This is a genomic window from Flagellimonas sp. 389 (assembly GCF_018449435.1).
GTDB lineage: Bacteria > Bacteroidota > Bacteroidia > Flavobacteriales > Flavobacteriaceae > Flagellimonas.
Genome location: NZ_JAHCMU010000015.1, coordinates 24,466 through 49,960 on the forward strand (window position 1 = coordinate 24,466; position 25,495 = coordinate 49,960).

The window sequence follows — 25,495 nt, forward strand, 5'->3', positions numbered from 1 at the left end:
CATTAACTGGCAAGCTAGTTTTTGAAAATGAGTTAGAACATCTACCTTTGAGGCTTACCCAATTTATAAGTACATGGCGGGAAATACTTTTGGACAACTTTTTAAGCTCACTTCTTTTGGAGAGTCGCATGGAAGGGCAATAGGTGGGGTGATAGATGGTTGCCCTGCGGGAATAGTTTTGGATTTGGAAAAAATTCAGCTTGAACTCAACAGACGTAAACCTGGACAATCTGCAATAGTGACCCAGCGAAAAGAACCGGATACCGTAGAGATCTATTCGGGTCTGTTTGAAGGGAAGACGACCGGTACGCCCATAGGGTTTGCTATCCATAATACCAATCAGAAGTCAAAAGATTATTCCCATATCAAGGATTCCTATCGGCCATCCCATGCAGATTATGTTTACGACCAAAAATATGGTTTTAGGGATTACCGTGGAGGTGGTAGAAGTTCGGCAAGGGAAACTGCAAGTAGGGTAGTGGCAGGAGCTATCGCAAAACAGTTTCTTGAAAACATAAAAATCAATGCTTTCGTATCCCAAGTAGGTGAAATAAAGCTGCAAAAAGAATACCAACAGCTCGATTTCTCAAAAATCGAATCAAATGCCGTACGCTGTCCGGATTTGGAAATGGCTGAAAAGATGGAAGAATACATCAAATCCATTAAAAAGCAAGGCGATACCATTGGTGGGGTTATTACCTGTGTCATTCAAAATGTACCGATTGGTCTTGGAGAACCTGTCTTTGATAAACTGCATGCAGAACTGGGCAAGGCCATGCTGTCCATAAACGCCGTTAAGGGTTTTGAATATGGTAGTGGTTTTGAAGGTGTGCTCATGAAAGGCAGCGAGCACAATGATCAATTTAATGAAGACGGAACCACGTCGACAAACCGAAGCGGAGGTGTTCAAGGCGGTATAAGCAACGGTATGGATATCTATTTTAATATAGCATTCAAACCAGTGGCCACAGTGCTTCAATCTTACGAAACCATCAACAAAGAGGGTGAAAAAGTTATGACCCAAGGCAAGGGAAGGCATGACCCATGTGTTGTTCCAAGGGCCGTGCCAATAGTCGAAGCTATGGCAGCAATGGTATTGGCAGATTATACACTTTTGGCACGCACTAATAAAATATAATGGTCAGGTAAGGGTTTTTCCAATCAAAATAGTATCTTACTTTCCTAAAATTTGTATATGCGTAAACTAGAACTGCATTGGCAGATTCTCATCGGAATGCTTTTAGGGATAGTATTTGGGTTTGTAATGACCCAAGTGGATTGGGGAAAAGGTTTTGTCTCCGATTGGATTCAGCCCTTAGGAACCATCTTCGTAACATTATTAAAACTGATTGCTATTCCTTTGATCATAGCCTCTCTGGTCAAAGGAATTTCTGATTTAAAGGATATCTCAAAGTTCAGAAATATTGGTTTGCGTACGATTATGATATATGTTGCAACCACCGTAGTTGCAATAACCATAGGTCTTGTTTTGGTAAACATAGCACAACCGGGAGAAGGTATATCCGAAGAGACAATTGTTAAATTGACAGAGGCTTATGCCAATGATAAAGGCGTAACCGATAAGCTAGAAGAAGCCTCGAAACAAAAGAATAGCGGTCCGCTACAGTTTTTGGTGGACATGGTTCCAGAAAATGCGCTTGCGGCACTCAGTAATAATACGTTAATGCTCCAAGTTATTTTCTTTACCATTTTCTTAGGAATTTCCATGTTGCTCATTGGGGAGGAAAAAGCTAAACCTTTAAAGGATTTTTTTGATGCGCTAAATGATGTGGTGCTCAAGATGGTCGATTTAATTATGCTTACCGCTCCCTATGCTGTTTTTGCACTGTTGGCAGGGGTAGTAGTGTCTTCTAGCGACCCAGACCTTTTATTAGCTTTGTTGAAGTATGCAGGTGTAGTCGTATTGGGACTTTTCTTGATGATTATATTTTATACTATCGTGGTGGGGGTTTTCACCAAAAAAAATCCTTTCTGGTTTTTGAAAGAAATAAGTCCTGCGCAATTATTGGCATTCTCAACAAGCTCCAGTGCGGCCACGTTACCGGTTACTATGGAAAGAGTAGAAGAACATATTGGTGTGGACAAAGAAGTTTCCAGTTTTGTGCTACCAGTTGGCGCCACTATTAACATGGATGGAACAAGTTTATATCAAGGTGTTGCAGCGGTCTTTATTTCTCAAGCCTTGGGTTTTGATCTTACGTTTGGTGACCAATTGACTATAGTCCTGACCGCTTTGTTAGCTTCCATAGGTTCTGCTGCCGTTCCAGGAGCGGGTATGGTAATGCTTGTGATAGTTTTAGAATCTATCGGTTTTCCTGCAGATAAGCTAGCGATTGGTTTAGCCTTGATTTTTGCCGTGGACAGGCCTTTAGATATGTGTAGAACCGTAATAAATGTGACAGGAGATGCCACGGTTTCCATGGTAGTGGCAAAATCTGTTGGCAAGTTGGGAGAACCCAACATTAAGGAATGGGATGACCACTTAGATGAAATTCAACCTAAAAAATAATAGATAATCATGAATATCTGCTTTTTAATGTACCCGTGGGAGGAAATTCAACCAGAAAACGATACAAGCCTTGCGCTTATTCATGAGTGTGTAAAACGTAAACACGGGGTGGCCATTTGTACCCCGGCAAACCTCACCATCAGAAACAGTGTGACCAGTGCTTTTTGTACGGTTATCAATAAAATGGAAAAGATCTCCAGCAGTCAAAAAACATTTTATAAGCAAGCATCACTGCGTGAAGAAATGCTTCCATTAGCAGGTTTTGATGTGATTTTTATGCGGGCCAATCCACCTTTAGATCCATTGATGCTCAACTTTTTGGATTCGGTAAAAGATGATGTTTTTATCGTGAATTCGATACAGGGTCTAAGGGAGGCCAACAACAAACTATACACTGCGGCTTTTGGCGACAGTCATAGTAATATTATTCCGGTGACTCACGTATCAAAGAACAAGAACTATTTGGTGCGGCAGATCAACGAATCCAGTGCAGAGAAAATGATTTTAAAGCCCTTGAACGGCTTTGGCGGTTCTGGCGTTATTCTCATAGAGAAATCAGCGATGAGCAATATTAAATCGTTGTTGGATTTCTACGTCACCAACTCAGACGGTACTTCCAATTATGTCATACTCCAAGAATATATAGAGGGTGCGGACCAAGGCGATGTTAGGGTGCTTCTACTGAATGGTGAACCTATTGGCGCCATGCGCAGAATTCCTGGGTCAGATGACCATCGTTCCAATGTAAGTGCTGGGGGCTCGGTTTCCAAACATTCGTTGACCAAGCAAGAAAAAGCGTTGTGCAAACAAATTGGCCCAAAGTTGGTAAATGACGGCCTCTATTTCGTGGGCATTGATGTGATTGGTGGTAAGTTGGTCGAGGTAAACGTTATGTCACCGGGAGGAATCACGTACATGAACAAGGTCTATAAAACAAAGATTCAATGCAAGGTCATCGATTTTGTTGAGAGCAAGGTACTCGATAAATTGAAGGCATTTGATAGAAGATCAAGATTGCGTAGCGAAGTGGAAAATGCGTAAACTTTCCGTTGAAGATATCATTATTTCCATAGAGGAACGAAAATGCTTCGAAGCGGTCGCAGATGATTACTCCTTCACCATAAAAATTGAAAGTTACGCGCCTTTTGTATGTGGTGCGGTACATGATGGACATCAATTTAGAAAATCGCTTTGGGAAAATTGCCTGCATACCGAATATGAACGATGGTATGAGGAAGATCCATGCACCAAGCAAATGGTAAATAGCTTTCCCATTGTAATTGCCGGTTGCGATAGTCGCTTTGAATACGATTTGAACAGGGAGCCCGAACATGCGATTTATGAAGATGCCTGGGGCAAGCGTTTATGGAAAAAAAACCTTTCAAAGGAAGAAAAGAAAGCCAGTTTACAAAAACACACTAATTTTTATAGGGTCGTCCACGAACTCATTTCCAAATTGGAGACCGATTTTAAAAAAGTAATCGTTTTTGATATGCACAGCTATAATTGGAAACGTTGGGATAGGGAAGTACCCGTATGGAATTTGGGAACTGCAAATATCGACACAGTACGTTATGGGAGCCTAGTTGAAAAATGGCGTATAAAGTTGGGTAGTATGCAATTGCCCAATGGTATTAAGTCAACCTCTAAAGTCAATGATACTTTTCAAGGAAACGGGTATTTTCTAAAGTATATCACCCAAAACTTTAAAGATACTCTGGTTTTGGCCACAGAAATATCAAAAATTTATTGCGATGAACTTACTGGAGTCATTTATCCTGAAGTAGTGCAATCGGTAGAAGAACATTTAAAAGAATTGATACCGGATATGGTACAGGAATTTGAAGAAGCTGGATTATGATACGTGAACATGAAGTTGGAAATTTGGAAAAGGAATACGACCATCTCTTCGAAATTGATGCTAATCTTGACCGTTTGGTTCGTCGTATCGAGCTTCTCAACTACATCAACCCTCTAAATATTGAAAAGGAAAAACAACGATTTTTTGCTTCAAAATTTACTGCGGAACCTAATTTTAAATACCCCAAGCTTAAGTTCAATCCCTATAAGTTGCATCGACTGTTCTTTTCGCAACGTTTAGAGCGCATAGCAGATGATAGATTGCGACAGTTGTATCAAGATGTCATCTATCACTACGCCAATATGATTCAGTGTATCGAGACTATTGGAAAGGGCAAAAACTTCTATTACAATTCGCTACGGGTTTATGGTACACCACGAGAGCGCGATGTTCAAAATGCAAGGTTCATTCTTCATTTTGCCGATGAACCTGTTTCTTCGGATATGGAAAAAGTTTTCTCCCCAAATGAAGCCAAAGCTTATTTTTTAGACTTCAGCAAGCAATATGATTTCCCCCTTCAGGTTCGCTTTTCTACGCACATTGCAGCAGATGCCATGGTGAGCAATAGTTCCCAGACCTTAGTCATAAAAAAGAATGCCAAGTTCAGTAAGAACCAACTATTGACTTTGGCCAATCATGAAATTGGTGTGCATTTGGTAACCACGTACAATGGATTGCTGCAACCTTTAAAAATATTCTCGAACGGATTGGCCAAAAATGTGGAGACTCAAGAAGGTTTGGCCGTATTTAGCGAATATATGGGCGGAGCACTTACATTAAAACGATTAAAGGAATTGGCATATCGCGTACTGGCCGCTGACAGTCTTATCAAGGGGTATTCGTTTGCTGATACATTTGATTTAATTCACGGACAGTACAAACTGAACAGGCACGAAGCTTTTGCGATAACATTACGCGCTCACAGAGGGGGAGGGTTCACTAAAGACCGATTGTATTTGAGCGGCCTTAGTAAAATTTACAGGAAATATCAGAAAGAGGAAAGTTTGGATGTTTTGTTCACGGGTAAAGTAGCGTTGGAGAACGAAGATGTAATTCGCTACCTAAAGAATCTGGGACTTGCACAACCAATTACATACAAGAGCCATTCTTTTGCCCAAAAACTGAACACCAATACCACTTTGGATTTTATTTTGAACAATTTAAAGTAAAAACCAGCTTCATTGCTCATTTTCGAATTGCTTGTAGTTTGTTGTTTTTATGTCATCCTAAGCCCGTCGAAGGATAATTGGTGCAAAAAGCACTTCGACAAGATCAGTGTGACAATAGGGTTTGAATGAAATGAAGGGATTGCGTTTAATGTGCAGCGCAGAAAAAGAACAGTAGCTTTCTAAAAAGTAAACTGAAATATCAAATTGAGCCCATCGATTTTTTTGATTATTGCTAACCCTTAATCGGTTTCGAAGGGCTCAACTTGACAACCCTAACAAATTATACTTTCTAGATAAGCTGTTATTCTATAATAAAGTTACAGACTACCAGAAGTCAATACTTGGTCCAAGATATATTGCATGGCAGTTTTCCATCCTTCTTGGTTGCCGGTAACTGAACTTTTTTTGGACGTGCGTTCATCAGAAAATTTTATTGCATATTTCTCGCTCGCCATTCCACCGTAAACAATGAGTTCAATATCATATTTTACCGTGGATTCCGTATCGACCACAGCATCTTGGCTATCAAAGAAACCAGGACTCTTTGCTGTTTTGGGTTTATCCGTAATCTCGTTTACTTCTATCATGACCAAGTATTCGGACCTAAGTACACTTTGTAGTTTATCCACGGTCGTTTCGCTTAACTGTTGGAATCCTACACCACCATCCACCAACATTTTTATGGTGGTTGACATATCTTGTACGTTTATGGGCGATGATTGATTCTTACGGGTAAGATAGTCGGTGACAAACTTGGTAATTTTGCTCGATGTTTCTTTGTTGTAAGTTTCGTTTTTATAATAGCTTAGGGGAATCACGGACAACTTATTGTCCTCGTAATTTGGCCCAAGGTAGATTTCTTCTTTTGGTAGCGTTCTCACGTTTTCAACTTGGTTTGGGGCATTTTCTGGAACTGTTGCAGCCGTTGAAGCGGCATTGGCGGCACCGTTGCCAAAGTTTTGCGTTCTTCCACTCGAAAACACAATCTTTTGAAGTTGGTCGGCACTGATTTCATTTACAAGCGATTCTCCGGGATAACTAAAACTAATGCTGGAAGCGGTAACCTTGGTTACCTTACCTTGTATAATTTCACCTGACTTGGTGAATAAAATATCGTTTACACCACCTTGTTGTGCAAATGCCACAAGGGAAATTGATAAGAAAAATAGTAATACTAACTTTTTCATTTTTTATTTTTTTGTTAGAGGTAAAGGTCTGTAGACTCATCTATCTTCAATGAAAAAAGTGGTTTTCATCTTCTATGGATTCCTTATAGTTACCCGAAGATTTAGAAGCGTTAGAAAATCACATTATATCAACGAAATGCTCATCAATACCTCCACAAAATCAGTGCCAGTGCTGATTGTACAATAGTTAAAAAGCGAAAATTTGGTTATTTCTTCATTTTTTTAAGAAAAAATTTGCTAGGAAGGCAGAATATCTCCTTCCAAGCAAATTCCTTTACGGGTTTTGCTAAAGGGAGATATACTTCCCTTTAGGATATTTTACTTGAAAGGAGAAGCTTTCCTTTTTGCTCTCTTTGCTATCCAGTTCCAGGTTCCATGTTAATAGACCTGTTTTCTTGTTATGGGTCGCTGCCTGAGGGTCTATATCGTCTATCTTGATTTCTTTGTTTTGGGATATTGGAATCCTATCCATCAATTTTAGGTTGATGGCCAAGTTTTTATTATTCTTTACTTCTAGATCATAGGCACGATTCAAGATACGGTTGCTTCCGGTGAACGATTTGCTCTTAAAGTCTCGTTGCTGATTTCTGGTTACTGTAATATTGGGATCAATTCCCATGGAAAGTATCATCTCTTTCTTTACTGTGTACGTGTCAATATTTGTTTTGCCCGCATATCCACCTTCAAAATAAACATTCGCTTCTCCTGGTAACAATTGGTGCTTTTCCCAATCCTTTAATTTAGCGGTTAGAAAAATATTCTCATTGATTAAGGGTGCTGCAAAATATTCATACTCCGCAGGTAATTGAAATGCACTTATCTCAATTGCGGTAATATCTCCATCAGAAGCTATGGAATAGGCTTTTTTGATCACAAACTTGGTGTTTGTAAGGTCATCTTGTATGGAACTTTTTTTGGTGGTTATAACAACTATACCGTCAGTTCCCCTACTTCCGTAAAGTGCTACAGCTTCAGTTCCTTTTAGTACTTCCATACTTTGGATTTCGTTTTCATCCAAATCACCTTCGATAAAGCCAGCCTGTGGAACACCATCTACAACATAGAGGGGAGATTTAGGTTCTGCTGCACTGGTATTTCCTCTAACTCTAATGCTTGAATCACTAACAGCAGCACTCCCATATCCTCCTGTTACCACAACTTCCTCTAAAGCAGCAAAATCTTCCTCCATCTGTACATTGATAACCGAAGAATAGATAGGCAATTCTTGAGCAATAAAACCAATATAAGAAATCTGTAGTTCCCTGCCAGAGGCAACATCCAACGAAAAATTACCGTCAAAATCTGTCTGCGTGCCCTTATTGGATCCTTTGACCATGATATTGGCTCCTGGCAACGGATTGCCTGCTTGGTCAACAATAGTTCCCGCCACTTCACGAACGGTTGGGTTATATATATACCCTTTCCTCTTAACTTTTTGTCGATTTAGTTTGGCATATCTATTTACAAAGTTGAGGTATTTAGTTCCTAGATGTGGTTTGCTCACATTAACATTGGGGTTACCAGTGGATAGCGTGATGTTCACATTATCCCAGTCTTTCCCAGTTTTCTGGTATACATGCGCCTTGTATGTAAAATCTAAGGGAGCGTTCAATTTTTTGGATTTGATGTCATAATTGGGAATCCAACCGGCATCATTGACCAAATATGAAATGGACAAATCTAAGCTGGTGGCTATGGGCGCATCGAATTTGATGGTCAATTCTCCCTGTTCTTGTTGTGGAGCATTATTGACCTCGGCCAGCTGCATACGCAATTTGCTTACGTCTAAATTGAGTCCATTGATTTTAAGATTGGTCTCGAAGATTTCATTTTTGATGGAAGTAATACGTTCACGATAATAGACACTAATTTCCTTTACTTTTTCCAAATCCAGCGTTTGGTTATTTGCACTTATCATTCTATTGGAAGTAATTACTTTTTCTTCTTCTTCCAACCCAAGAATCAAATTCTTTAGTAGGGTAATTTTATGCTGAATCTGTAGTATCTCATCTTCCCATTTGGTTACTTGCGGATTACTTTCGGTCTTTTCCAAATAGTTTAAGTCGTACGACATGGATAGGATGGAAACCGCTTGCAGCCCGGATATTTGGATACTACTTTCCTGAATTTTTGAAGATAGACCAGTAAATACGATTTCATTGGTGCCCTCATGCAATTTGCACTCAGCTTTACGATAGACCTGCGCTCCACTGAGGTACACAGTTACTTTCTTAATTTCTGAAGGGACTTTTAGGTCATTGCCCACTGCTATTAGTGGGATAAACAAAACAAGAAGGATAAGCTTTTTCATGATTGTTGGGTTTAAAGTTGGGGTAAACCTAGATACAATCAGTCTTTTTTAAAATCTGGTTTTAGTGAAGCAGCTTTTTAGTAGTGTAAAAACTACTTTTGAATTAGTGTAAGAAAAATGTAGCGATAATCTATCCCAAAAACTTAGCTTGCAATTCTGGGGTGGGAATCATACAAGCATCTTTACGGCCAAACCACCTGTAGCGGTTTCTGGCTATAAAGTCATAGACAACATTTCTAAAGGATGTAGGAATCCAAGTGAAAATGGCTAAAACCTTCCATAAACCTCCAAAGTCCTGCCCAATACGCAGTGCTGCATCGGATTTTGTGAAGTAGGCGACGCCCGGTTCAATAAGAATAAAGGAATCTATTTTTGAGGTATCGATGCCCCGTTCTTGGGTCAAACGTATGCCCGTTTCGCTCTGTAGGGCGGCGTATCTAAATAGGTCCTTTTTGTCCCGCTTAATGATGAATTGAATTACGCCATTGCAGAGATTGCAGACGCCATCGAACAGGATGATTTTTTTTTCTTTTTCCACATTGCAAAGATACAAAGCTTGGGAATGAAAGCCTAGTAGGGTAAGAAAGGCTTATGAAATAGGCGGCCCTAATTTTAGGCCTAGAATTTCCTGGGTTGTCTTATGTACAATAAATGGACTCGTTATTTTTTATGCGTTTCTATCTCATGTAACCAATTTTTTATGGTGTTGAGAAAACCATTGCATCTTTCCCGGGGTAAGCCAGTATCCTGAAATTCATAGAATCCCCCCGTTTTGCATTGGAATAAATTATGGTTACAATCTGGAAATGATTTGATGGTCAAATCTATATTCTTGCCTAGTGTATTTTTATATAGGGTCTTGGTTTTTCTCCAATCTACATTCTTGTCCTTTTCACCAAACAAAGCCAGTACTGGACAATCTATCGTAGATAAAACCGATTCAAAATCTTCAATATACACTTGCAGTCCTGTTTCCTCATCAAACCCCGCTTTCATGAAGGTTTTTTGGTATTCATAATATCCCTCTTCTGTGACTTTCCTTCCATTATTGAATCGACTTAGAAAGGAATTCTTCCGAAGGTTTTTTGTGGCGGTCATATACGTTTCAAAGTCTGCTCCCGAGTGGGTGAGACGATAGTTATTTATGAGTTCATCGCTCAAGATTTGAATCGAATCCTTTGGAACCCCATTAATTTTTAGGTTTTCTTCGAACAAATAGCTAAAGTTTTCTTTATCATCCACACCGCTAACGGAAATCCAAAATTTGATATCCTTAGATTTATTTATGACCAAGGGATTTATCCATCCGGCCCTGCTAATCCCCCATAATCCTATGTGTTCCGAGCCTGGTATTTTTTTTTGTTGGAGCTGCGTAATCGCGGCTATAACTTCCAAAACACTGTTTTGAACGGGTTGGTTATAATTAAAGGTGCCGCCACTTTTACCGCACCCCATTTTGTCCCACATATACGTTCCGTAGCCTGCTTCTAGTATGGTACCTCTTACATCTGCATACCAGTTCTTCTCAACGGCATTGGTTCGTCCAGAACCATGAACAATAAGTACAATACCTTTGGGATTTACATCTTCAGGAATGTTCAGAATACCATTGAGTTGAATTCCTTCAAATTCAAAATCAAATGATTGTTTATCCGTTTGGGCTTTAGCATTAATTCCAACTAGCAGTAAGAATAGGGTCAGTATCGTATTTTTCTTTGAAATTTCTAGAATTCTCATTAACGGTATTGCATACGGTTATTTTGTCGTTAAGTACCCGAATATATATAATTAATTGGTATCAGTTTTTTAATTTTGAATGATTCGTTTATAGATTATTTCTTCATTTCTATTTACTATTAGGAGTACATCGGTTTTTTCACTGGTATAAAATTCAGGAGTACTGTTAGTTTTCCATTCGTTTTTTCTTTTTTCAATGGTTGCTGTAGTCCATTTGATTTCGTTCTTAAGGAATTCAACCTGTTCCGCCATGGTTTTTAATTCGTCGCTGTCCAATTGGTTCGGTTTATACGGGTGGGAACAAACAATTGCCTAGGACCATTTTGTGGCATCGATTTCAATTTTTCTACAGTGGGGTTTAACCGTATCCATACCAATTAGAATGGGGCGTTCTCATTTATCTTTGAAAATAACCATTTGATATCGTCTTCTCTAATTTCTTCAATGGTATTAAACTTGATACGTTTAGCGTGTTTGCCTTTACCGCTGAATTTCAATCTTTCGTGGTTTATTTCGTCAATATGGTGTACATAGAGCATACACGAATCGTTGTTGCCCTCTTGAATTCCACAGAGCACGTTGTTCTTTCCATTACGTGAATAGAGTACCAGTTTTACTTTTGCACCGCCAACTATGTTTTCCTCAATGGCATCAAAACTGGATTCAATAAGGCCCTTTATTTTGATACCCATCTTTTTGGCATTTGAGCTTTTAAAAATTTGATTGAAGTTGTCCATATCAGAAAAAAATTATTGGTTCATCCGCTGTTACGGTCAGCTATATAAACCTATCCAAAAAAAGGGTGATATCCAAAGTAAAAAGACAGGTTATACTTTATAAACTTTGCTGGGAAGGTTTTTCAATAGTTTGGCCTTATCGGTTTTGGTTGCTTTTGACATTTGAAGAATAAACAGCGTCAGTTTAATATCATTTATTTTTTGAACCTGACCTAAATTAATGTTCAGTTCTTGCGCGCCTATGGCTTCATTTAGTTTTGCCACACCTTTATAAAACCGGCCTTTCTTTTTTGAGGGCTTAAATTGTTCATCGACCACCAAACATATAAACCGCTCTCTACCTACGGCAAATGGATAGGCATTTCGTATCAACTCCCAATTGATGAAATCTTGACTGATGCTACGGTCAAATATGCCGATTTCATTTAGGATAATCTGTGGTCTTTTGTCGAACAGATTGAAAATACCAACGGGATAGGCGAGTCCAAAGAATGCGATAAGCGCCCATCCGAACAGGTTGCCGTCCACGAGCATCCAAATGCCCATCGCCACAAAGGGCGTGCATAACAGTAGCAAGCGAACCGCTTTTCGTTTGGATTTATAGAATTTAATTTCCGTCATAAAAATGGTTGGAAACGGTTTAGCGTATGTTTTACACAAATTCCACGAAATTGGCACAAATTTTTGGAAAACCGTTTTTTTGGAATTCGGTTTTATAAATTTTAATGTCTAAAGGGCTTAACTGCGCTTTTCGTTACGACGGGGTTGGACACGAATAACTCGAATTGGCACAAATTTCCTTAGGAGCCATCTTTAAAACTTAGAACTTAAAACTTAAAACCATTAAGGTTACCCTCACTCAACACAATTGCCATTATAAAACGCAACGACCTCACTCACTTTTCTGAATTCTTTTTGTTCCAATTTTTCTTGGAGTTCTGGGCAGTCGGTAAAGTACTTGTGGAGCACTTTTCGTTTTAGCCCCAGCAATCCTAGGTCTGCCCGTATAAGAAACTGGTCTTTCTTTTTTTTGAGCAAGGCCTTGGACCATAGGGTGCTGTTTCCTTGATTGAACCATTCCAGTTCGTAGTGGCTTACATTCCCTTTGCTAATGACCTTTAAAAAAAATTGTGTGCCGTCACTGTAATCTATGTCGTGCCTTGGTTCTGTTAACGTTAGTCCCGATGGTGATTTTTTGCTCAACCAAAAACTTTCATAATCAAAACCGTTCCACCTAAAGCCCGAAACCTGTTTCCAGTTGTATTTTTTTGTTTTTCCCTGGGCATCCGTGAGCCGTATCTTTTTATGGAAACCTCTGTTAACTGCCTTTTCATTAATATAGCCCACTTTACCGTAGAGGGTGTCACCAGTTTGTAGCACCAGATAGTCGTTTTGTTGACCATTTTGGGCACTTACGAAGGTATTGGCTGAGAGCAACACCAACATAACGGAGAAAAATAAGGTTTTGGTTTTGCTCATACTTAATTAGAGTGGCTTTAAGATTAAATGTCTTAGTTCATGAGAATATTTTTTAGAACCAAAAGTGAGGTGTCATTATCTGTCTTGACTATAGCTATTGCTTATAACAGTTGTTGTTTACTCGTTACTTAATTTCTTTATTTTTTTAAATACAACTTTCGCGCGTTCAGTATAAAACTTATCATAATCATTATTTTCATAAATGTCTTTGTCATTTGGCAATAAATTGGATTCTAAAATAGTATCAAGATTCGCTTGTGGAATTATATTCTCAAAATAGTCTGAAGGGTCTTTATCGCTAATTAACCTATTCGATGTAGCAGGTAAAATACAAAAATTTACAGCTTTATTAATTTGGTCATTTGTCAATCTTTTGTTTTTTAAAAAAGCTCGTGGAAATATGTGATGGTATTGTTTTCTGTTATATTGGGATAATGCATTACCAACATCTACAATGTCTCCGTTTGCTAAATCTAGAGGTTTTTGTTGGGCTAACAATAATAAAAATGCACGCACAAATGAATTAGATTTAGAGAATTTTAAATTTTCTAATTGGGTCAAATTTAAATTCGTTTGGTATTTGTCCAAACCTGAAAAGTTATTCGAAAGTACCAAATCAATAAACTCTACATCATCATCCATTTTTTGGTCTGTCGATGCTGAATATCTCGTAGAAAAAGAAGTTCTCCAAAACCATGTTTTCAGACACTCACTTTGGTCAATTGTAACAGAGTTTGTTCTAGAAAACAGATATGTTAATGGCACGATTTGTTGTACTCTAGGTAGAAAATCATATGATGCGCAATTAAATTGTGTACTTAAAAAGTCTATAGCCTTTTCAAGGCTTGCCTTAAGCAAATCTATGTTATCTCTTACATCTTGAGGGTTTAATTCTAAAATACTCTTTGTTTTCGTTGTTTGGTTTATAATTGCACTTATGCATTGAAGCACAACCTTGTTTTTCACGTTACCAAAATTTTTGTCCTCTAAAGTTTCAAAAATATCTTCAAACTTTGCCTTTAGGTGAAAATCTTCAATCCATGTCCAAGCAATCATTAAATCGAGTGTGGATAGTGGTGTACCAGTGTTATTAACTCTTTCAAAAATAATACCCACTTCCGTTTTGTCTCGTTTTTTAATAGTTACTAACGGTAACTCATAGTTTTGAAAAAGAGATTGGACTTCAACAACTTTATTTGTTTGTTCCTCACTTAAGTTCTTTTCTTGAATAAATTTGTTGAAGTTGAAATTATCGAAAATGAGCCTTAATGGTAAATTTATATGTGTATCATTAATATCTGAAGAACTTATAAAAGTGTCTTCATTTATGTCATACAATATTTCAAAAATGGAAGGGTCATATTCTTCGTTTTCGACAGTATTTAAATCATAGCAGAATACTCCAAAGATTGAAGTTACGCGTTGTTGCCCATCCAAAACATAATTTATCGGATAGTCTTCCGTAGGACTTGGTAAGTCGAAACCACCTATGTTTCTTTTAGATGGTAAATCATCCTTTGTTTCCCACAATAAAATACTGCCGATTGGATAATCTTTTATTATACTATCCAATAGTTCAATAACTTGTTCTTGCTTCCAGACAAATTCTCTTTGAAATGGTGGGATTTTGATGTTGCCCTCAATTATTTTGCTTCTTAAGCGGTCGATTTTTATTGAACCTGTAGTAATTTCTCCTTTCATTATTCCTTTTTGTTTTAATTGTGCCTAGCTAAAAGAGATATGAATTCGTTTATGGGATTTTTATCCAGCGATAACGAAGTTCACGGAATTTTCCTTCAAAAAAAATGAAATTTTATATGAATTCGTAAGAAGTTGTTAACAAAATCAATTTTCATCTTTCGCAACATATTTTTAAGAAAGCCTATATTTGCCTTGCTACACTTATCGTATTTATGATGCCTTTCCAACCTCCTTTGGACTAAAAGTTATGGACAGGCAAAAGGGTGCAAGTCCCTTGACCTTCGAGGCATCGCTTTGATGAGTGTAGCAGTGACCTGTCCTTTTTTTAATTATTTAATCCTTTTTTATGCTACACTCAAAAGGTCAAAAACAATGTCCACACTGTAAAGCGGTCGTGGTGCACAAAGATGCCCAAACCCCCAAAATTCCCAAACTGCTTACCCCCGCACAGTTACAACTACTAGAATTTACCGATCAGCTCAACGCCCCCGTTTTGGTAAACGCCTTGCAACTGCTGCACGATATGGCGCTGTACCAATCGGACCACGTTATCGATGAGGACGAAAAGAATGCGCTCTTTAGTGCCAAACAGCTTTGGGAACATATTGCGGCCCTTTTAGAGGTACGAAGTTAGAAGTACGGAGTTAGAGGTACGATATTAAGAATCAGGAATCAGGAATCAGGAATCAGGAATCAGGAATCAGGAAACTGGTAACTGAAAACTGACAACTGGAAAAACACTTCGACAGTCTCAGTGTGACAAGTTTGGACGTAGGGGTTAGGGCCTTACTCCATAACCTCACTAATCTGAACTATAGGTTGAATATTGGTGTAGTTTGGAACGTCGCCAACAATTTTTTTCGCGTTTGGAGGAAAAGCGTTTCTATAGTCGGAAAGTTTGTTAAAATATAAATACCCAATGGCCAAATAGGGAATAGGGTCATCGGCCGTCCTGCCCGATATCCCTTTGTCAATCGTATAGCATTGTAAGGCATCTCCCATTACATGGGCTATCATGGGCATGTGCTTGTTGGCGTAATAATCCATATTAAATGTTTTTCCCTCACTGTTAGGATATAGGATGATTACTTTGACCATACCTTTTTTAGCTATAATCGCAGCTTTTGATGGCGCTTGTTCACAGCTCGACAAAAGCACAATAAGACCAAGGGTCAAAAGTATAATTTTGGTTTTCATGTTATTGGTTTTAAGAGATTTGAAGAAAGTTACAACTTTTATGGTGTACTATATGGATGTTGTTATTGGCGGTATGAAATATTATAGGTCAGAGATTAGAGGTTAGAGATCGGAAGTCGGAGGTCAGAAATCAGGAAACTGACAACTTAGAATTAAAAAAACACTCCGACAGGCTCAGTATGACAGTCATCAAAAATTGATACTTTTAACTATCCAACTATCCAACTATCCAACTATCCAACTATCCAACTATCCAACTATCCAACTATCCAACTATCCAACTATCCAAAAATCGAACCATCGAAAAGAAAGTTATTTTTTCGCCGCTTCCACCAGTTCCAGCTGAGCTACGCTTACGTTGGTGGTAAAGATACCGTAGTTGACAATGGCCTTGTTCTTTTCCAGGGCGTCGATACTGCCTACGGCCTTTCCATCGAACATACGAACGCGGTCACCAATTTTAAAGACAGGTCTGGGTTTGTTCTTTTCTTTTTGAATGGCTTTTTTCTGCTCTATTTTCTTCTCTTCCCGCACCTTCACTATCTTTTTCTCCAATTCTTGCGCCACTTGCCGTTTCTGGTTTTGTTTGGCCTTGGCCTGTTTGGCAGAAGTTTTTTTGCGCTTGCTGTTCTCGGTTTCCACAATCCGTAATAGCTCAGAAATCAAAGGGCGCTTTTTGTTGTCCACAAAATATTTTTCGGCCACTGTGTTTACCTTGTCGCCCAGCTGGATCATACGCTGGTTGTGGTCGTACAGTTCTTGGTAGTTTTCCAGCTTGGCCTTTATTTTGGTGTTGAGCTGTTCCAATCGTGCTGCTTCGTCCCGTGCCTTGGCCTCCTCATCTTGGAGCCGTGAACCCGTCTGGGCCATTTTGGAGCGTTCTTTTTGTAGTTTGGCAATGGTGGCATCAAAACGGACCTTGCCCCGCTCAATCTTTTTCTTGGCCTTATTGACGAGCGAGTAGGGGATGCCGTTTTTCTGGGCGACTTCGAACGTAAAGGAACTTCCCGCTTCCCCCAGGATCAATTGAAATGTAGGTTCCAGGGTTTTGGAATTGAAGAGCATATTCGCATTGGTGGCATGTGGCAATTCATTGGCCAGTGCTTTTAGGTTGGCGTAGTGCGTAGTGATTACGCCATAGGCTTCACGCTCGTAGAAAACCTCCAGAAAAGCTTCCGCCAACGCGCCCCCAAGTTCTGGGTCACTTCCCGTACCAAACTCATCGATTAAGAACAGGGTTTTATCGTTGCACCTTTTTAAAAAGGCGTTCATGTTCTTTAAACGGTAACTATAGGTGCTTAAATGGTTTTCTATGGATTGATTGTCACCAATATCGGTCAGGATTTTTTCAAACAAACAGACAGAACTTATTTCATGAACGGGAATTAGAAGCCCAGATTGAAGCATTACTTGAAGTAATCCGATCGTCTTTAAGGTGATACTCTTTCCACCTGCATTGGGTCCCGAAATAACGATAATCCTGTTTTCAGGATGCAACTGAATGGTCTGCGGCCATGTTTTTTCTTTTTTCAGTTTATTGCTCAGAAAAAGTAGGGGATGGAGCGCATCTCTTAGAAATAATGTTTTCTCATCGTTGATTTCTGGCAAAATGGCGTTCATGTCCAGAGCATACTTTGCCTTGGCAGCAGTTATATCGATATGGATTAAATACTCCTGATAATTTTTTAAAACGTAATCAAAAGGTCTAATAGAGTCTGTCAATTGATTAAGGATTCGCTGGACTTCTTCCTTTTCTTCAAACTCGAGATTGCTGAGTTCCCTGGTATACGTAAGTGTGGTTTCGGGCACGATATAAACGATACTGCCCGTTTTGGAAGTGCCCATAACCGTTCCCTTGACCTTACGCCTATACATTGCCTTCACTGCCAGTACACGTCTATTTTCCACAACCGATTCCCGAATCTCATCCAAAAATTCTGAAGATTGATACCGGGTGAGAGCGGCACCAAAGCTTTGGTTGATCTTTCCCCGTACTTCATTGGTGCGCATACGAATATGTCGCAACTCCACCGATGCAGAATCCTTGATCTCCCCAAATTTGTCTATGATTTCATCAATGGCATCAGAAATTCCCGTGTTGGCCTCCAATGCTTCGGACTTTTTAAAAAGCAAAGGGTAGTATTCCTTGAATTTCTTAAAAAACTTTTGGTGGAGTACGGTAATCTTACAAATAGTACCTATTCGGCGAAAACCGGAAATCTCCAATGTGGTATTCTCAATTTTTAATAATCGAAGTTCCCCGTTGATGCTATCAAAACCATGATTGGGAATCCGATTGTCATTGGAAAACGAGGCCAGATACTCAGAGGTTTGCCCTAAAACTTCCAAAAGGAGCTCCTTATCGTTAATGGGATTTATCTCAAGAGCCTGTTCTTTCCCCAATTCTGTATTACACCGTGCGGACAGTTGTTCCAATACAGTTGGAAATTCTAAATCTTGTAGTGTTTTTGGATGGATTTTCTGCATTTTCCTATTCTAGCAGGGCAAAGATAATGGAATGGGGTTTTTACGGCATCAAATTATTGGTAAACCCGTATAATTTCTCCATTTCTTTGTCCCATCACGCTTCTCACATACGCATTGACCGCTTTTTCCATAGAAATTGGATTGTGCCCTAGAAAATAGTCTTTGTATTTTTCATAAGCATCTATGACCAATTCCAACGAAACCACGTTCAGTTTATGTCCTTGTTCCAGTTCCAGTGCTGCTGCTTGTGCAAAGCTGTGTATTCCACCGTTAACCATTGCGGCACTCGCCGTTTTTAATACGGGGTCGTCCGCAAGAACACCAGTAGATAGGGTTATGGAGCCATTCGGGTTTAAGAACTTTTGCCCTATACGTACCAGATTTACTTGGCCCATAAGTTTACTTTTTATGCCGATGTAATAATCGTCTTCGGTCAAATCGTTAAAGGATGCCCATTTGGCTTCGCCCGCAATACAAATTATGGCATCCACCATACCTATGCCATCGAACATTTTTTTAATAGAATTTGCATCGGCAATATCTACAGTTACCTCTCCAGATGTTCTGCCAGCTACCAATACTTCATTGTTTTTGGAAAAGTGATCGGTCACTTTGTTTCCAATGGTTCCTTTCCCCCCTATAATTACGATTTTCATTGCTACGGCTTTTAAAGTATTTTCGTAGAAGAAAGATACCATTTTAGTCCAGATATAAATAATGAATGTTGCAATCGACCCAAGTTGGAAAGCTCACTTACAACCAGAATTTGAGAAGCTTTATTTTCAGCAGTTAACGAATTTTGTGAAGCAAGAATACCAACAGTACACCTGTTATCCAAAAGGAAAGGACATCTTTGCTGCATTTGATCATTGTCCTTTTCAAGAGGTGAAGGTTGTGATTATTGGACAAGACCCCTATCATGGTCCCAATCAGGCTAACGGATTGTGCTTTTCAGTAAAGGATGGTATTCCACATCCACCATCGTTGGTGAACATTTTTAAAGAAATCAAGGTCGATGTGGAAAAGCCCTATCCTAAAAGCGGTAATTTGGAACGGTGGGCATCGCAAGGGGTATTGCTTCTAAATGCGACGTTAACAGTGAGAGCGCATCAGGCTGGGAGCCATCAAAATAAGGGGTGGGAGCAGTTTACGGATTCGGTCATCCATACCATATCCAACAAACTTGAAGGTGTGGTTTTCTTGTTATGGGGCGGATTTGCCAAAAAGAAGGCTTCACTCATTGATAAAACAAAGCATCATATCTTAACATCTGGACATCCATCACCTTTGAGTGCTAATCGTGGACTTTGGTTCGGCAACCAACATTTCAGCAAGACAAATGCAATTTTATCGCAAAAAGGGAGACAGTTAATAAGTTGGTAAAATATTTTTTGGAAGGATTTTCCTAAAATTTAAGATTATTTCGTACGTTTAGTAAAACTAATCATTAAGAAAATTCTGAATAAATTGCGAAAACTGAAATCGATCTTACTTGTAGACGATGATGAAACCACTAATTTTTTAAATAAGTTTTTTATAAGGCAACTTGATAACGACTTGACTGTCAATACAGTTACAAATGGCGAAGAGGCCATTGAGTTTCTAGAAGCTGTTCCATATAAGAAACACATGCCATGTCTACTTATACTTGACACGAATATGCCCATCATGAACGGTTGGGAGTTTTTAGACGTATATGAAAAGAAATTTGATAAAGATTTTAAGAAAAATGTGATCATAGTCATGCTTACTGCCCTGGATACCGAAGCGGTAACAGCCATGGCCATGTCCAACCCAAACGTAACGGATACCGCTCAAAAACCTCTTTCGGATCTAAAATTTAGAGTGCTCATCAATAAATATTTTTCGTAGGATATGCGTAGAGAAATACTTTAGGGTCCTCGATTTTTTCTATTAGCTTTAGGCTAAGCAACCTATTTTGAACTTCGTTCAAAGTTGCGGTCGTAAGTTGAGACTGTCCCCAAGAAGTTTTGGACAACCAATCTTGAATATCCTCCAATTTCTGTTCATATCTATTGGCCAAAGTCCTATCGATGCTCGGTATTTTTTTGAATTCCAATGTGTAGGTATTTATGACCTCTAGTATATGGTCGAGCAGATTTGATTTTGTTTCCAAAAAAGTATCGGTAGCGGCGATTACAAAACAGGGCCATGGTGTGGGACAATCACCCAAGCGTTTAAAAACCCCTAAATCTACCAACGGCTTGGTCGTAAAATGCTCCCACATAAAATAAGCGTTGGAACCACCAGTGAGATTTTTAATGGCACCATCCAAATTGTCAGTGATTTCAAATTGAAGCATATTCGTATCCCATCCCTGATTCTGCGCATGGACATAGGCCATTAGATGACTTCCACTTCCCATACGGCTTATCGCTACCTTGTCATCCTTTAATTCAGATATAGATTCGCGAGTACTGTCTGCACTAACATGAATACCCCAAAGTAGGGGAGAAGAGATATATTCCTGCACTATTTTTGAAGGATTACCTTGGGCGATACTCTTTACCAAACCTTCTGTTAGTATGATTGCCAAATCGGTTTCACCTTCGGCTAAAAGTTGGCACATTCTACCGGTACCTTCTGGAATATCCGTCCATTCCAATTGAATTCCCCTGGATTCAAAGGCACCGTCCGCAATGGCCAGATGCCAAGGAAGATTAAAATGTTCTGGTACGCCAATTATCTTAACCGTTTTCATCTAGTTTTTCCTTTAAATATTCATAAATGGCATATTGTGAACGTATTTTGGGCACTCCGTTTTCTTGCAGCACACGCTGATTGGTATCATCTTTATCCAAAATACGGGCCTTTACATTATCCCTAAGCTGAATTTGCAGGACATCCTTCAACTCATTAAAGATATCCTCATCTAAAATAGGAACCAAAACCTCAACACGTTTATCTAAATTTCTGGTCATCCAATCCGCGGAGCCCATATACATTTTCTCATCTCCACCATTTTCAAAAAGATAGATACGCCCGTGTTCCAAATAACGGTCTACGATACTGGTGATCTTAATCGGTTTTTCATTGGCTGTCAAATCTTCTGGAGCTTTGGGAACAAGACAGCAAAACCCTCTTACCAATAACCGTATTTCCACACCTGCTTCACTAGCTCTATACAATTCCAAAATCATCCGGGTATCTTCCAAGCTGTTCATTTTAAGTGTTATTTTGGCTTTTTTTCCTGCTTGTGCGTTCGCTATTTCCTTGGCAATCAAATCCAAAAATGTACTACGTGTTGTAAACGGGGAAACTAGCAGATGCTTTAATTTTGGAATGATGAGTTTTCTTTCCAAGACCATAAACACTTGAGCCAGGTCGGCAGTAATTTTTTTGTGCGCTGTAAACAATCCGTGGTCACAATATATTTTCGATGTTTTTGCATTAAAATTGCCTGTTCCAATGTAGGCATAGCGTTTTAGTCCTTCAGGTTCGTTACGCTCTACCATAGCTATTTTGGAATGCACCTTTATATTGGGAACGCTAAAAAAGACCTTAGCTCCCTTTTCCTCAAAAATACGACCCCAGTTAATGTTGTTTTCTTCATCAAAACGGGCTTGTGCCTCTATAAACAGTATTACTTCCTTACCATTATCCAGTGCTTTGAGGAGCGCATCCGTAAGGGTTGAAGTCCTTGCAATACGATACAGGGACATTTTTATGCACGTTACATGCTCATCAAGGGCTGAGGTTTTAATAAAGTTTTCTACCACATCAAATTGTTGATACGGAAAATGAACCAATTGGTCTTTTTCTGCGATGCTTTGAAAGATATCTTTGGAAAAGGAAAGGCTAGGATGCTCAAGTGGCGGTTTTGATCGGTATGAAGCTCTATTGTCTTCAAATGGGTTAGGAAAACCGAAGAAGTCTGATAGGTTGTGGTATTCGCCTCCCAAAACCATATCCAAATCGCCTAAATCCAGTTGTTCTTTTATTGAAGCAATCAATGACTCTGGCATATTCATATCATATAAAAGCCGTGTAGGTTGCCCTGATTTTCGTTTTCCCAGAGATTCGTAAATGATTTCTACCAATTCCATGTTTTCGTAATCATCCTCCAAATAGAGTTCGGCATCTCTAGACATTTTTATGGCATAACTGCCTTGTATTTCTTTATTGGGAAAGAGGTGCTCCAAATTCATTTTAATGACATCGTCCAAATACAAGTATTGGTGGCCTTCACCTGGTATTTTGATGAAGCGGTCGTGTTTGTCCGAAGGTATTTTAACGATATCAAAGGTAGATTCCGAAAATTGTACGATAAGGTAGAGTCCTCCATCCTTTAAGTTTTCTGGTGATTTGTCCTTTAGAACTGTACAATCTTCTAAAAACGATTCCCTGAATAAATCTTTCAAATAGGCAGCTTGGTCAGAGCTGATTTCATTTCGCTTTTTAAGATATATATGATGTTCCTTGAGTGCTTCAAAGGTGTTCTGAATAATACTTCCAAATTGCTGCTGCTGTTTTGCAACGGTCTTTAATATGAACTTTAATTTTTTGTTAGGTTTAAGGATAAGTTTCTTGCGTAAACTTTTGTCCACGCTTTTAAGCTGTCTCAATTGTGAAATACGAACTTTAAAGTACTCATCAAGGTTTGAAGAGAATATGGCCAAAAATTTTAAGCGTTCTAGTAGGGGAGTTTCTGGGTCCGAAGCTTCCAATAAAACCCTCTCATTAAAATAAAGCCAATTGACATCCCTATTTTTTAAGGGCTTATCTTCCATAATCTATATTTTGCCTAAAAATAGGTAAAGCGACCCTTTCAAATATAAAGGTAATGTTAAGCCCTAACTTATTGCGTAAGTTTCTCTAGGGCGTACCGAATTAGACTATCAATGGTTTTATCGGGATTTTTGGAAAATTCACCGGTTGCTCTATTAGCTAAAATGACGTTTAAAGAAATTGCTCGGTGCCCTAGTAGCTTGGATAATCCATAAATACCGGCAGTTTCCATTTCTAGATTGGTAATTTTTTGATTTTCAAAGGTAAATGCTGCTAGTTTATTGTTAAAGTCAGGAATCTGTGGCATCAACCGCAATCTTCTGCCTTGTGGCCCATAAAATCCTGAATTAGTAACTGTTATGCCTAATCGTATACGATTTGAAAGAAACTTTTCTCGTAAAGATTTGTTTGATGATATGGCATATGCGGTAATGTTATGGCTTTTCCAACCAAGATATTCATTCAACTGCGTTTCCAGTATTTTTTCAGTGACTTCATTAGTTCTGTAAAAGTGTAACAACCCTTCAAAACCTACGGCAACCTTACTCAATAAGAACGTGTCAACACCTATGTCCGCTTGTATAGCACCAGATGTACCAATCCGTATAAAATCGAGTCGGGTCTTGTTAGATTTTATTTGTCTCGTGGTAAAATCTATGTTTACGAGGGCATCCAGTTCATTAAAAACGATATCAATATTATCTGTTCCAATACCCGTAGAGACCACACTTATTGGTTTTCCCTTATAGCTGCCGGTGTGTGTAAGGAATTCCCGTTTTCCTTTTTCGACTTCGATGGTATCAAAATAAGCACTGACGCAACGCACACGGTCGGGGTCACCAACAGTTATGATTGTTGGTGCGATGTCTTGCGGTAAAAGATTAAGATGGTAAATACTCCCATCAGGATTCAGAATTAACTCTGAGTGGCCTAATGTCATTTTAGAGTTTTAAAATACGATCAGCAGTAGAATTATATAGGAAGTTATACTTTAAAGAACCTCCCAAATATAATTGATTATCACGTATTTGTGAGTAATAATTGGTTTGATTATTTAGAACTTCCCTCCCTTTTTTTGTTAGTTTTACGGGATTAAAGGAGTTGAACAACGGCTTCAAAGAACTGATGATACGCTCGTACTGCGTATCCCCAAAACCATAATATCCTTGATCGGTCATCAATTGGCCCAATAATGCCTTTTTTGATTCTGGTTTTTGCTCTGCGGAGAGAGTTAATATTCTATTCTCCAATTCATTGAGTCCATTTTTAATGGTTGGAAAACGTTTAAGATGAGTTTTAAGTGCACTTGATAAGTACTCAAACTGAAAATTGTTGTGCGCAACAAGGTTTTCCAATCGGATTGGGTTATCGCTACAATAGAGTTGCCAAACGTAATCGGCAAACTCGATATCATCCTGAGATAAAATCGTTCTATTTTCGTAGAGCTGTAGTAGTTTTTCGTCGCTTAATTCATTTAATCCGTATAGTTTGCCACTTTCATCTTCTTTTCCACTGCAAACCAAGGATATTTCTGCATGCCTTCTGTGTGTTTTTAACCAACTTAAGACAGCTAACATGTTTATTTGACAAAAAAGGTCGTATTCAAACCATAGTACAATCTGGTCCTGTTGCTTATGATTGCAGAGGGACCTATATTCCTTTAGGGTTTTTTCAACAAACCAAGATTTAGAAACCTTATAGTTTTTGTTTAAAAACTCGAAACGCGTTTTCCAAAAGGATTCACTGCCAACACTACAAAGAGTTTTGCCTTCGCAAAGCATTTCTCTCCATGTTATGATATCCCCCTTAAGTTTTAACGTTTGTAGTCTTAACGTGAAATTGTCCCCGTTGGTAATATGCAACAGTGATTTCATTTTCAGTTTAGTTTTTCGTCAGTTAGAGTGATTAAAAGTAAGATTTAAACCAAGAACACAAAAATTTTTTCGTAAAACATTGGTTGTCAAACCAAGATTTTAACAAGGTTCTAAAAAACTAAGGGGTTTATCGTTAAAGAAAGGATTATCCCCCCACTCTTTTTACTGAAAATCCATTGTCCTTTAAAAAGCCCATAATTTTATCACGGTAATCCCCTTGGATTAGAATGATGTCATTTTTATAACTTCCTCCTACACTTAGGTAAGACTTCAAGTCCCTTGTCAATTTTTTAAAATCCGCCTCGGCACCTGTATAGCCTTCTAGAAGAGTAACTGGCTTCCCTTTTCGCTTCTCATATTTGCAAAGTATGGGCGTATCTTGCAGCCAGTACTTTGATGATTCAGCTTTTGGAGCTTCGTTCTCTTCGGGAACGTGGTCCGGGAATAAATTTTTAAGTTGATCCTGTAAATCCACA

Annotated in this window: 25 protein-coding genes; 8 read left to right on the top strand and 17 right to left on the bottom strand. The window is 38.8% G+C overall.

What is annotated here, in order from left to right:
* Window positions 1–73: 73 nt before the first annotated feature.
* Genes aroC through KIM67_RS13490 form a run of 5 tightly spaced genes read left to right on the top strand, consistent with a single transcriptional unit; the run spans window position 74 to window position 5,560 of the window.
* Complete coding sequence (gene aroC, locus KIM67_RS13470) at window positions 74–1,138, top strand: chorismate synthase (RefSeq protein ID WP_213832078.1); 1,065 nt, start codon at window positions 74–76, stop codon at window positions 1,136–1,138.
* A gap of 57 nt (window positions 1,139–1,195) precedes the next feature.
* Window positions 1,196–2,530, top strand: coding sequence for a dicarboxylate/amino acid:cation symporter (locus KIM67_RS13475; RefSeq protein ID WP_213832079.1), 1,335 nt, complete (start codon window positions 1,196–1,198; stop codon window positions 2,528–2,530).
* Between the two features lie 9 nt (window positions 2,531–2,539).
* Window positions 2,540–3,571: a glutathione synthase gene (gene gshB / locus KIM67_RS13480; protein ID WP_213832080.1), complete on the top strand. Its 1,032-nt coding sequence runs from the start codon at window positions 2,540–2,542 to the stop codon at window positions 3,569–3,571.
* Window positions 3,564–4,391 carry an N-formylglutamate amidohydrolase gene (locus tag KIM67_RS13485; protein ID WP_213832081.1) on the top strand — a complete coding sequence of 276 codons (828 nt, stop codon included), beginning with the start codon at window positions 3,564–3,566 and terminating at the stop codon, window positions 4,389–4,391. The genes gshB and KIM67_RS13485 overlap by 8 nt, the downstream gene beginning before the upstream one ends.
* Window positions 4,388–5,560 carry a flavohemoglobin expression-modulating QEGLA motif protein gene (locus KIM67_RS13490; protein ID WP_213832082.1) on the top strand — a complete coding sequence of 391 codons (1,173 nt, stop codon included), beginning with the start codon at window positions 4,388–4,390 and terminating at the stop codon, window positions 5,558–5,560. Before KIM67_RS13485 ends, KIM67_RS13490 begins: the two co-directional genes overlap by 4 nt.
* Before the next feature lie 317 nt (window positions 5,561–5,877).
* Here the strand turns inward: KIM67_RS13490 and KIM67_RS13495 are convergent, their stop codons facing one another.
* The 9 genes from KIM67_RS13495 to KIM67_RS13535 all read right to left on the bottom strand — a co-directional run bounded on the left by KIM67_RS13495 (window position 5,878) and on the right by KIM67_RS13535 (window position 14,712).
* Window positions 5,878–6,747, bottom strand: a complete 870-nt coding sequence (locus tag KIM67_RS13495) for a hypothetical protein (protein ID WP_213832083.1) — start codon at window positions 6,745–6,747, stop codon at window positions 5,878–5,880.
* A 286-nt stretch (window positions 6,748–7,033) separates the two neighbouring features.
* Window positions 7,034–9,058, bottom strand: coding sequence for a mucoidy inhibitor MuiA family protein (locus tag KIM67_RS13500; RefSeq protein WP_213832084.1), 2,025 nt, complete (start codon window positions 9,056–9,058; stop codon window positions 7,034–7,036).
* A 130-nt stretch (window positions 9,059–9,188) separates the two neighbouring features.
* Complete coding sequence (locus KIM67_RS13505; RefSeq protein ID WP_298869330.1) at window positions 9,189–9,596, bottom strand: thiol-disulfide oxidoreductase DCC family protein; 408 nt, start codon at window positions 9,594–9,596, stop codon at window positions 9,189–9,191.
* Window positions 9,597–9,718: 122 nt separating this feature from the next.
* Entirely contained in the window at window positions 9,719–10,795 is a 1,077-nt protein-coding gene (locus tag KIM67_RS13510) for a S9 family peptidase (RefSeq protein WP_213832086.1), read from the bottom strand.
* Window positions 10,796–10,864: 69 nt separating this feature from the next.
* On the bottom strand, window positions 10,865–11,071 hold the full coding sequence (locus KIM67_RS13515) for a hypothetical protein (protein ID WP_213832087.1): 207 nt from the start codon (window positions 11,069–11,071) through the stop codon (window positions 10,865–10,867).
* A 101-nt stretch (window positions 11,072–11,172) separates the two neighbouring features.
* A complete protein-coding gene (locus KIM67_RS13520; protein WP_213832088.1) occupies window positions 11,173–11,487 on the bottom strand; it encodes a hypothetical protein in 315 nt (104 codons plus the stop codon).
* A 135-nt stretch (window positions 11,488–11,622) separates the two neighbouring features.
* A complete protein-coding gene (locus KIM67_RS13525) occupies window positions 11,623–12,153 on the bottom strand; it encodes an STM3941 family protein (RefSeq protein ID WP_213832089.1) in 531 nt (176 codons plus the stop codon).
* 234 nt (window positions 12,154–12,387) lie between these two features.
* Window positions 12,388–13,011 carry a hypothetical protein gene (locus tag KIM67_RS13530; protein WP_213832090.1) on the bottom strand — a complete coding sequence of 208 codons (624 nt, stop codon included), beginning with the start codon at window positions 13,009–13,011 and terminating at the stop codon, window positions 12,388–12,390.
* A gap of 117 nt (window positions 13,012–13,128) precedes the next feature.
* Window positions 13,129–14,712 (bottom strand): DUF262 domain-containing protein, encoded by a 1,584-nt coding sequence (locus KIM67_RS13535; protein WP_213832091.1) that lies wholly within the window; start codon window positions 14,710–14,712, stop codon window positions 13,129–13,131.
* A gap of 346 nt (window positions 14,713–15,058) precedes the next feature.
* Between KIM67_RS13535 and KIM67_RS13540 the strand changes: the two genes are divergently transcribed.
* Window positions 15,059–15,346 (top strand): hypothetical protein, encoded by a 288-nt coding sequence (locus KIM67_RS13540; RefSeq protein ID WP_213832092.1) that lies wholly within the window; start codon window positions 15,059–15,061, stop codon window positions 15,344–15,346.
* Between the two features lie 152 nt (window positions 15,347–15,498).
* Here KIM67_RS13540 and KIM67_RS13545 read toward each other — a convergent pair whose 3' ends face one another.
* From KIM67_RS13545 to KIM67_RS13555, 3 genes are all read right to left on the bottom strand, one after another.
* Complete coding sequence (locus tag KIM67_RS13545; protein ID WP_213832093.1) at window positions 15,499–15,909, bottom strand: EthD family reductase; 411 nt, start codon at window positions 15,907–15,909, stop codon at window positions 15,499–15,501.
* A gap of 312 nt (window positions 15,910–16,221) precedes the next feature.
* A complete protein-coding gene (locus tag KIM67_RS13550; RefSeq protein WP_213832094.1) occupies window positions 16,222–18,396 on the bottom strand; it encodes a DNA mismatch repair protein MutS in 2,175 nt (724 codons plus the stop codon).
* A 53-nt stretch (window positions 18,397–18,449) separates the two neighbouring features.
* Window positions 18,450–19,052, bottom strand: coding sequence for a short chain dehydrogenase (locus KIM67_RS13555; protein WP_213832095.1), 603 nt, complete (start codon window positions 19,050–19,052; stop codon window positions 18,450–18,452).
* Between the two features lie 61 nt (window positions 19,053–19,113).
* Between KIM67_RS13555 and KIM67_RS13560 the strand changes: the two genes are divergently transcribed.
* Together KIM67_RS13560 and KIM67_RS13565 are read left to right on the top strand one after the other, a co-directional pair.
* The gene (locus KIM67_RS13560) at window positions 19,114–19,779 is read left to right on the top strand and encodes a uracil-DNA glycosylase (protein ID WP_213832096.1); all 666 of its coding nucleotides are present in this window, start codon (window positions 19,114–19,116) and stop codon (window positions 19,777–19,779) included.
* Between the two features lie 84 nt (window positions 19,780–19,863).
* Window positions 19,864–20,268: a response regulator gene (locus KIM67_RS13565; RefSeq protein WP_163418809.1), complete on the top strand. Its 405-nt coding sequence runs from the start codon at window positions 19,864–19,866 to the stop codon at window positions 20,266–20,268.
* Here the strand turns inward: KIM67_RS13565 and KIM67_RS13570 are convergent.
* The 5 genes from KIM67_RS13570 to KIM67_RS13590 all read right to left on the bottom strand — a co-directional run bounded on the left by KIM67_RS13570 (window position 20,249) and on the right by KIM67_RS13590 (window position 25,494).
* Window positions 20,249–21,118, bottom strand: a complete 870-nt coding sequence (locus KIM67_RS13570; RefSeq protein ID WP_213832097.1) for a substrate-binding domain-containing protein — start codon at window positions 21,116–21,118, stop codon at window positions 20,249–20,251. The genes KIM67_RS13565 and KIM67_RS13570 overlap by 20 nt on opposite strands.
* A complete protein-coding gene (ppk1, locus tag KIM67_RS13575; protein ID WP_213832098.1) occupies window positions 21,105–23,147 on the bottom strand; it encodes a polyphosphate kinase 1 in 2,043 nt (680 codons plus the stop codon). Before ppk1 ends, KIM67_RS13570 begins: the two co-directional genes overlap by 14 nt.
* Window positions 23,148–23,215: 68 nt before the next feature.
* Window positions 23,216–24,085: a nucleoside phosphorylase gene (locus tag KIM67_RS13580; protein ID WP_213832099.1), complete on the bottom strand. Its 870-nt coding sequence runs from the start codon at window positions 24,083–24,085 to the stop codon at window positions 23,216–23,218.
* A 1-nt stretch (window position 24,086) separates the two neighbouring features.
* Window positions 24,087–25,019: a DUF1835 domain-containing protein gene (locus KIM67_RS13585; protein ID WP_213832100.1), complete on the bottom strand. Its 933-nt coding sequence runs from the start codon at window positions 25,017–25,019 to the stop codon at window positions 24,087–24,089.
* 145 nt (window positions 25,020–25,164) lie between these two features.
* Window positions 25,165–25,494, bottom strand: coding sequence for a translation initiation factor (locus KIM67_RS13590; RefSeq protein ID WP_213832101.1), 330 nt, complete (start codon window positions 25,492–25,494; stop codon window positions 25,165–25,167).
* Window position 25,495: the final 1 nt, after the last annotated feature.

Coding starts and splice junctions, on each gene's coding strand:
- aroC (WP_213832078.1), top strand. CDS start 74: ATGGCGGGAAATACTTTTGGACAACTTTTTAAGCTCACTTCTTTTGGA.
- KIM67_RS13475 (WP_213832079.1), top strand. CDS start 1,196: ATGCGTAAACTAGAACTGCATTGGCAGATTCTCATCGGAATGCTTTTA.
- gshB (WP_213832080.1), top strand. CDS start 2,540: ATGAATATCTGCTTTTTAATGTACCCGTGGGAGGAAATTCAACCAGAA.
- KIM67_RS13485 (WP_213832081.1), top strand. CDS start 3,564: ATGCGTAAACTTTCCGTTGAAGATATCATTATTTCCATAGAGGAACGA.
- KIM67_RS13490 (WP_213832082.1), top strand. CDS start 4,388: ATGATACGTGAACATGAAGTTGGAAATTTGGAAAAGGAATACGACCAT.
- KIM67_RS13495 (WP_213832083.1), bottom strand. CDS start 6,747: ATGAAAAAGTTAGTATTACTATTTTTCTTATCAATTTCCCTTGTGGCA.
- KIM67_RS13500 (WP_213832084.1), bottom strand. CDS start 9,058: ATGAAAAAGCTTATCCTTCTTGTTTTGTTTATCCCACTAATAGCAGTG.
- KIM67_RS13510 (WP_213832086.1), bottom strand. CDS start 10,795: ATGAGAATTCTAGAAATTTCAAAGAAAAATACGATACTGACCCTATTC.
- KIM67_RS13520 (WP_213832088.1), bottom strand. CDS start 11,487: ATGGGTATCAAAATAAAGGGCCTTATTGAATCCAGTTTTGATGCCATT.
- KIM67_RS13525 (WP_213832089.1), bottom strand. CDS start 12,153: ATGACGGAAATTAAATTCTATAAATCCAAACGAAAAGCGGTTCGCTTG.
- KIM67_RS13530 (WP_213832090.1), bottom strand. CDS start 13,011: ATGAGCAAAACCAAAACCTTATTTTTCTCCGTTATGTTGGTGTTGCTC.
- KIM67_RS13535 (WP_213832091.1), bottom strand. CDS start 14,712: ATGAAAGGAGAAATTACTACAGGTTCAATAAAAATCGACCGCTTAAGA.
- KIM67_RS13540 (WP_213832092.1), top strand. CDS start 15,059: ATGCTACACTCAAAAGGTCAAAAACAATGTCCACACTGTAAAGCGGTC.
- KIM67_RS13545 (WP_213832093.1), bottom strand. CDS start 15,909: ATGAAAACCAAAATTATACTTTTGACCCTTGGTCTTATTGTGCTTTTG.
- KIM67_RS13550 (WP_213832094.1), bottom strand. CDS start 18,396: ATGCAGAAAATCCATCCAAAAACACTACAAGATTTAGAATTTCCAACT.
- KIM67_RS13555 (WP_213832095.1), bottom strand. CDS start 19,052: ATGAAAATCGTAATTATAGGGGGGAAAGGAACCATTGGAAACAAAGTG.
- KIM67_RS13560 (WP_213832096.1), top strand. CDS start 19,114: ATGAATGTTGCAATCGACCCAAGTTGGAAAGCTCACTTACAACCAGAA.
- KIM67_RS13570 (WP_213832097.1), bottom strand. CDS start 21,118: ATGAAAACGGTTAAGATAATTGGCGTACCAGAACATTTTAATCTTCCT.
- ppk1 (WP_213832098.1), bottom strand. CDS start 23,147: ATGGAAGATAAGCCCTTAAAAAATAGGGATGTCAATTGGCTTTATTTT.
- KIM67_RS13580 (WP_213832099.1), bottom strand. CDS start 24,085: ATGACATTAGGCCACTCAGAGTTAATTCTGAATCCTGATGGGAGTATT.
- KIM67_RS13585 (WP_213832100.1), bottom strand. CDS start 25,019: ATGAAATCACTGTTGCATATTACCAACGGGGACAATTTCACGTTAAGA.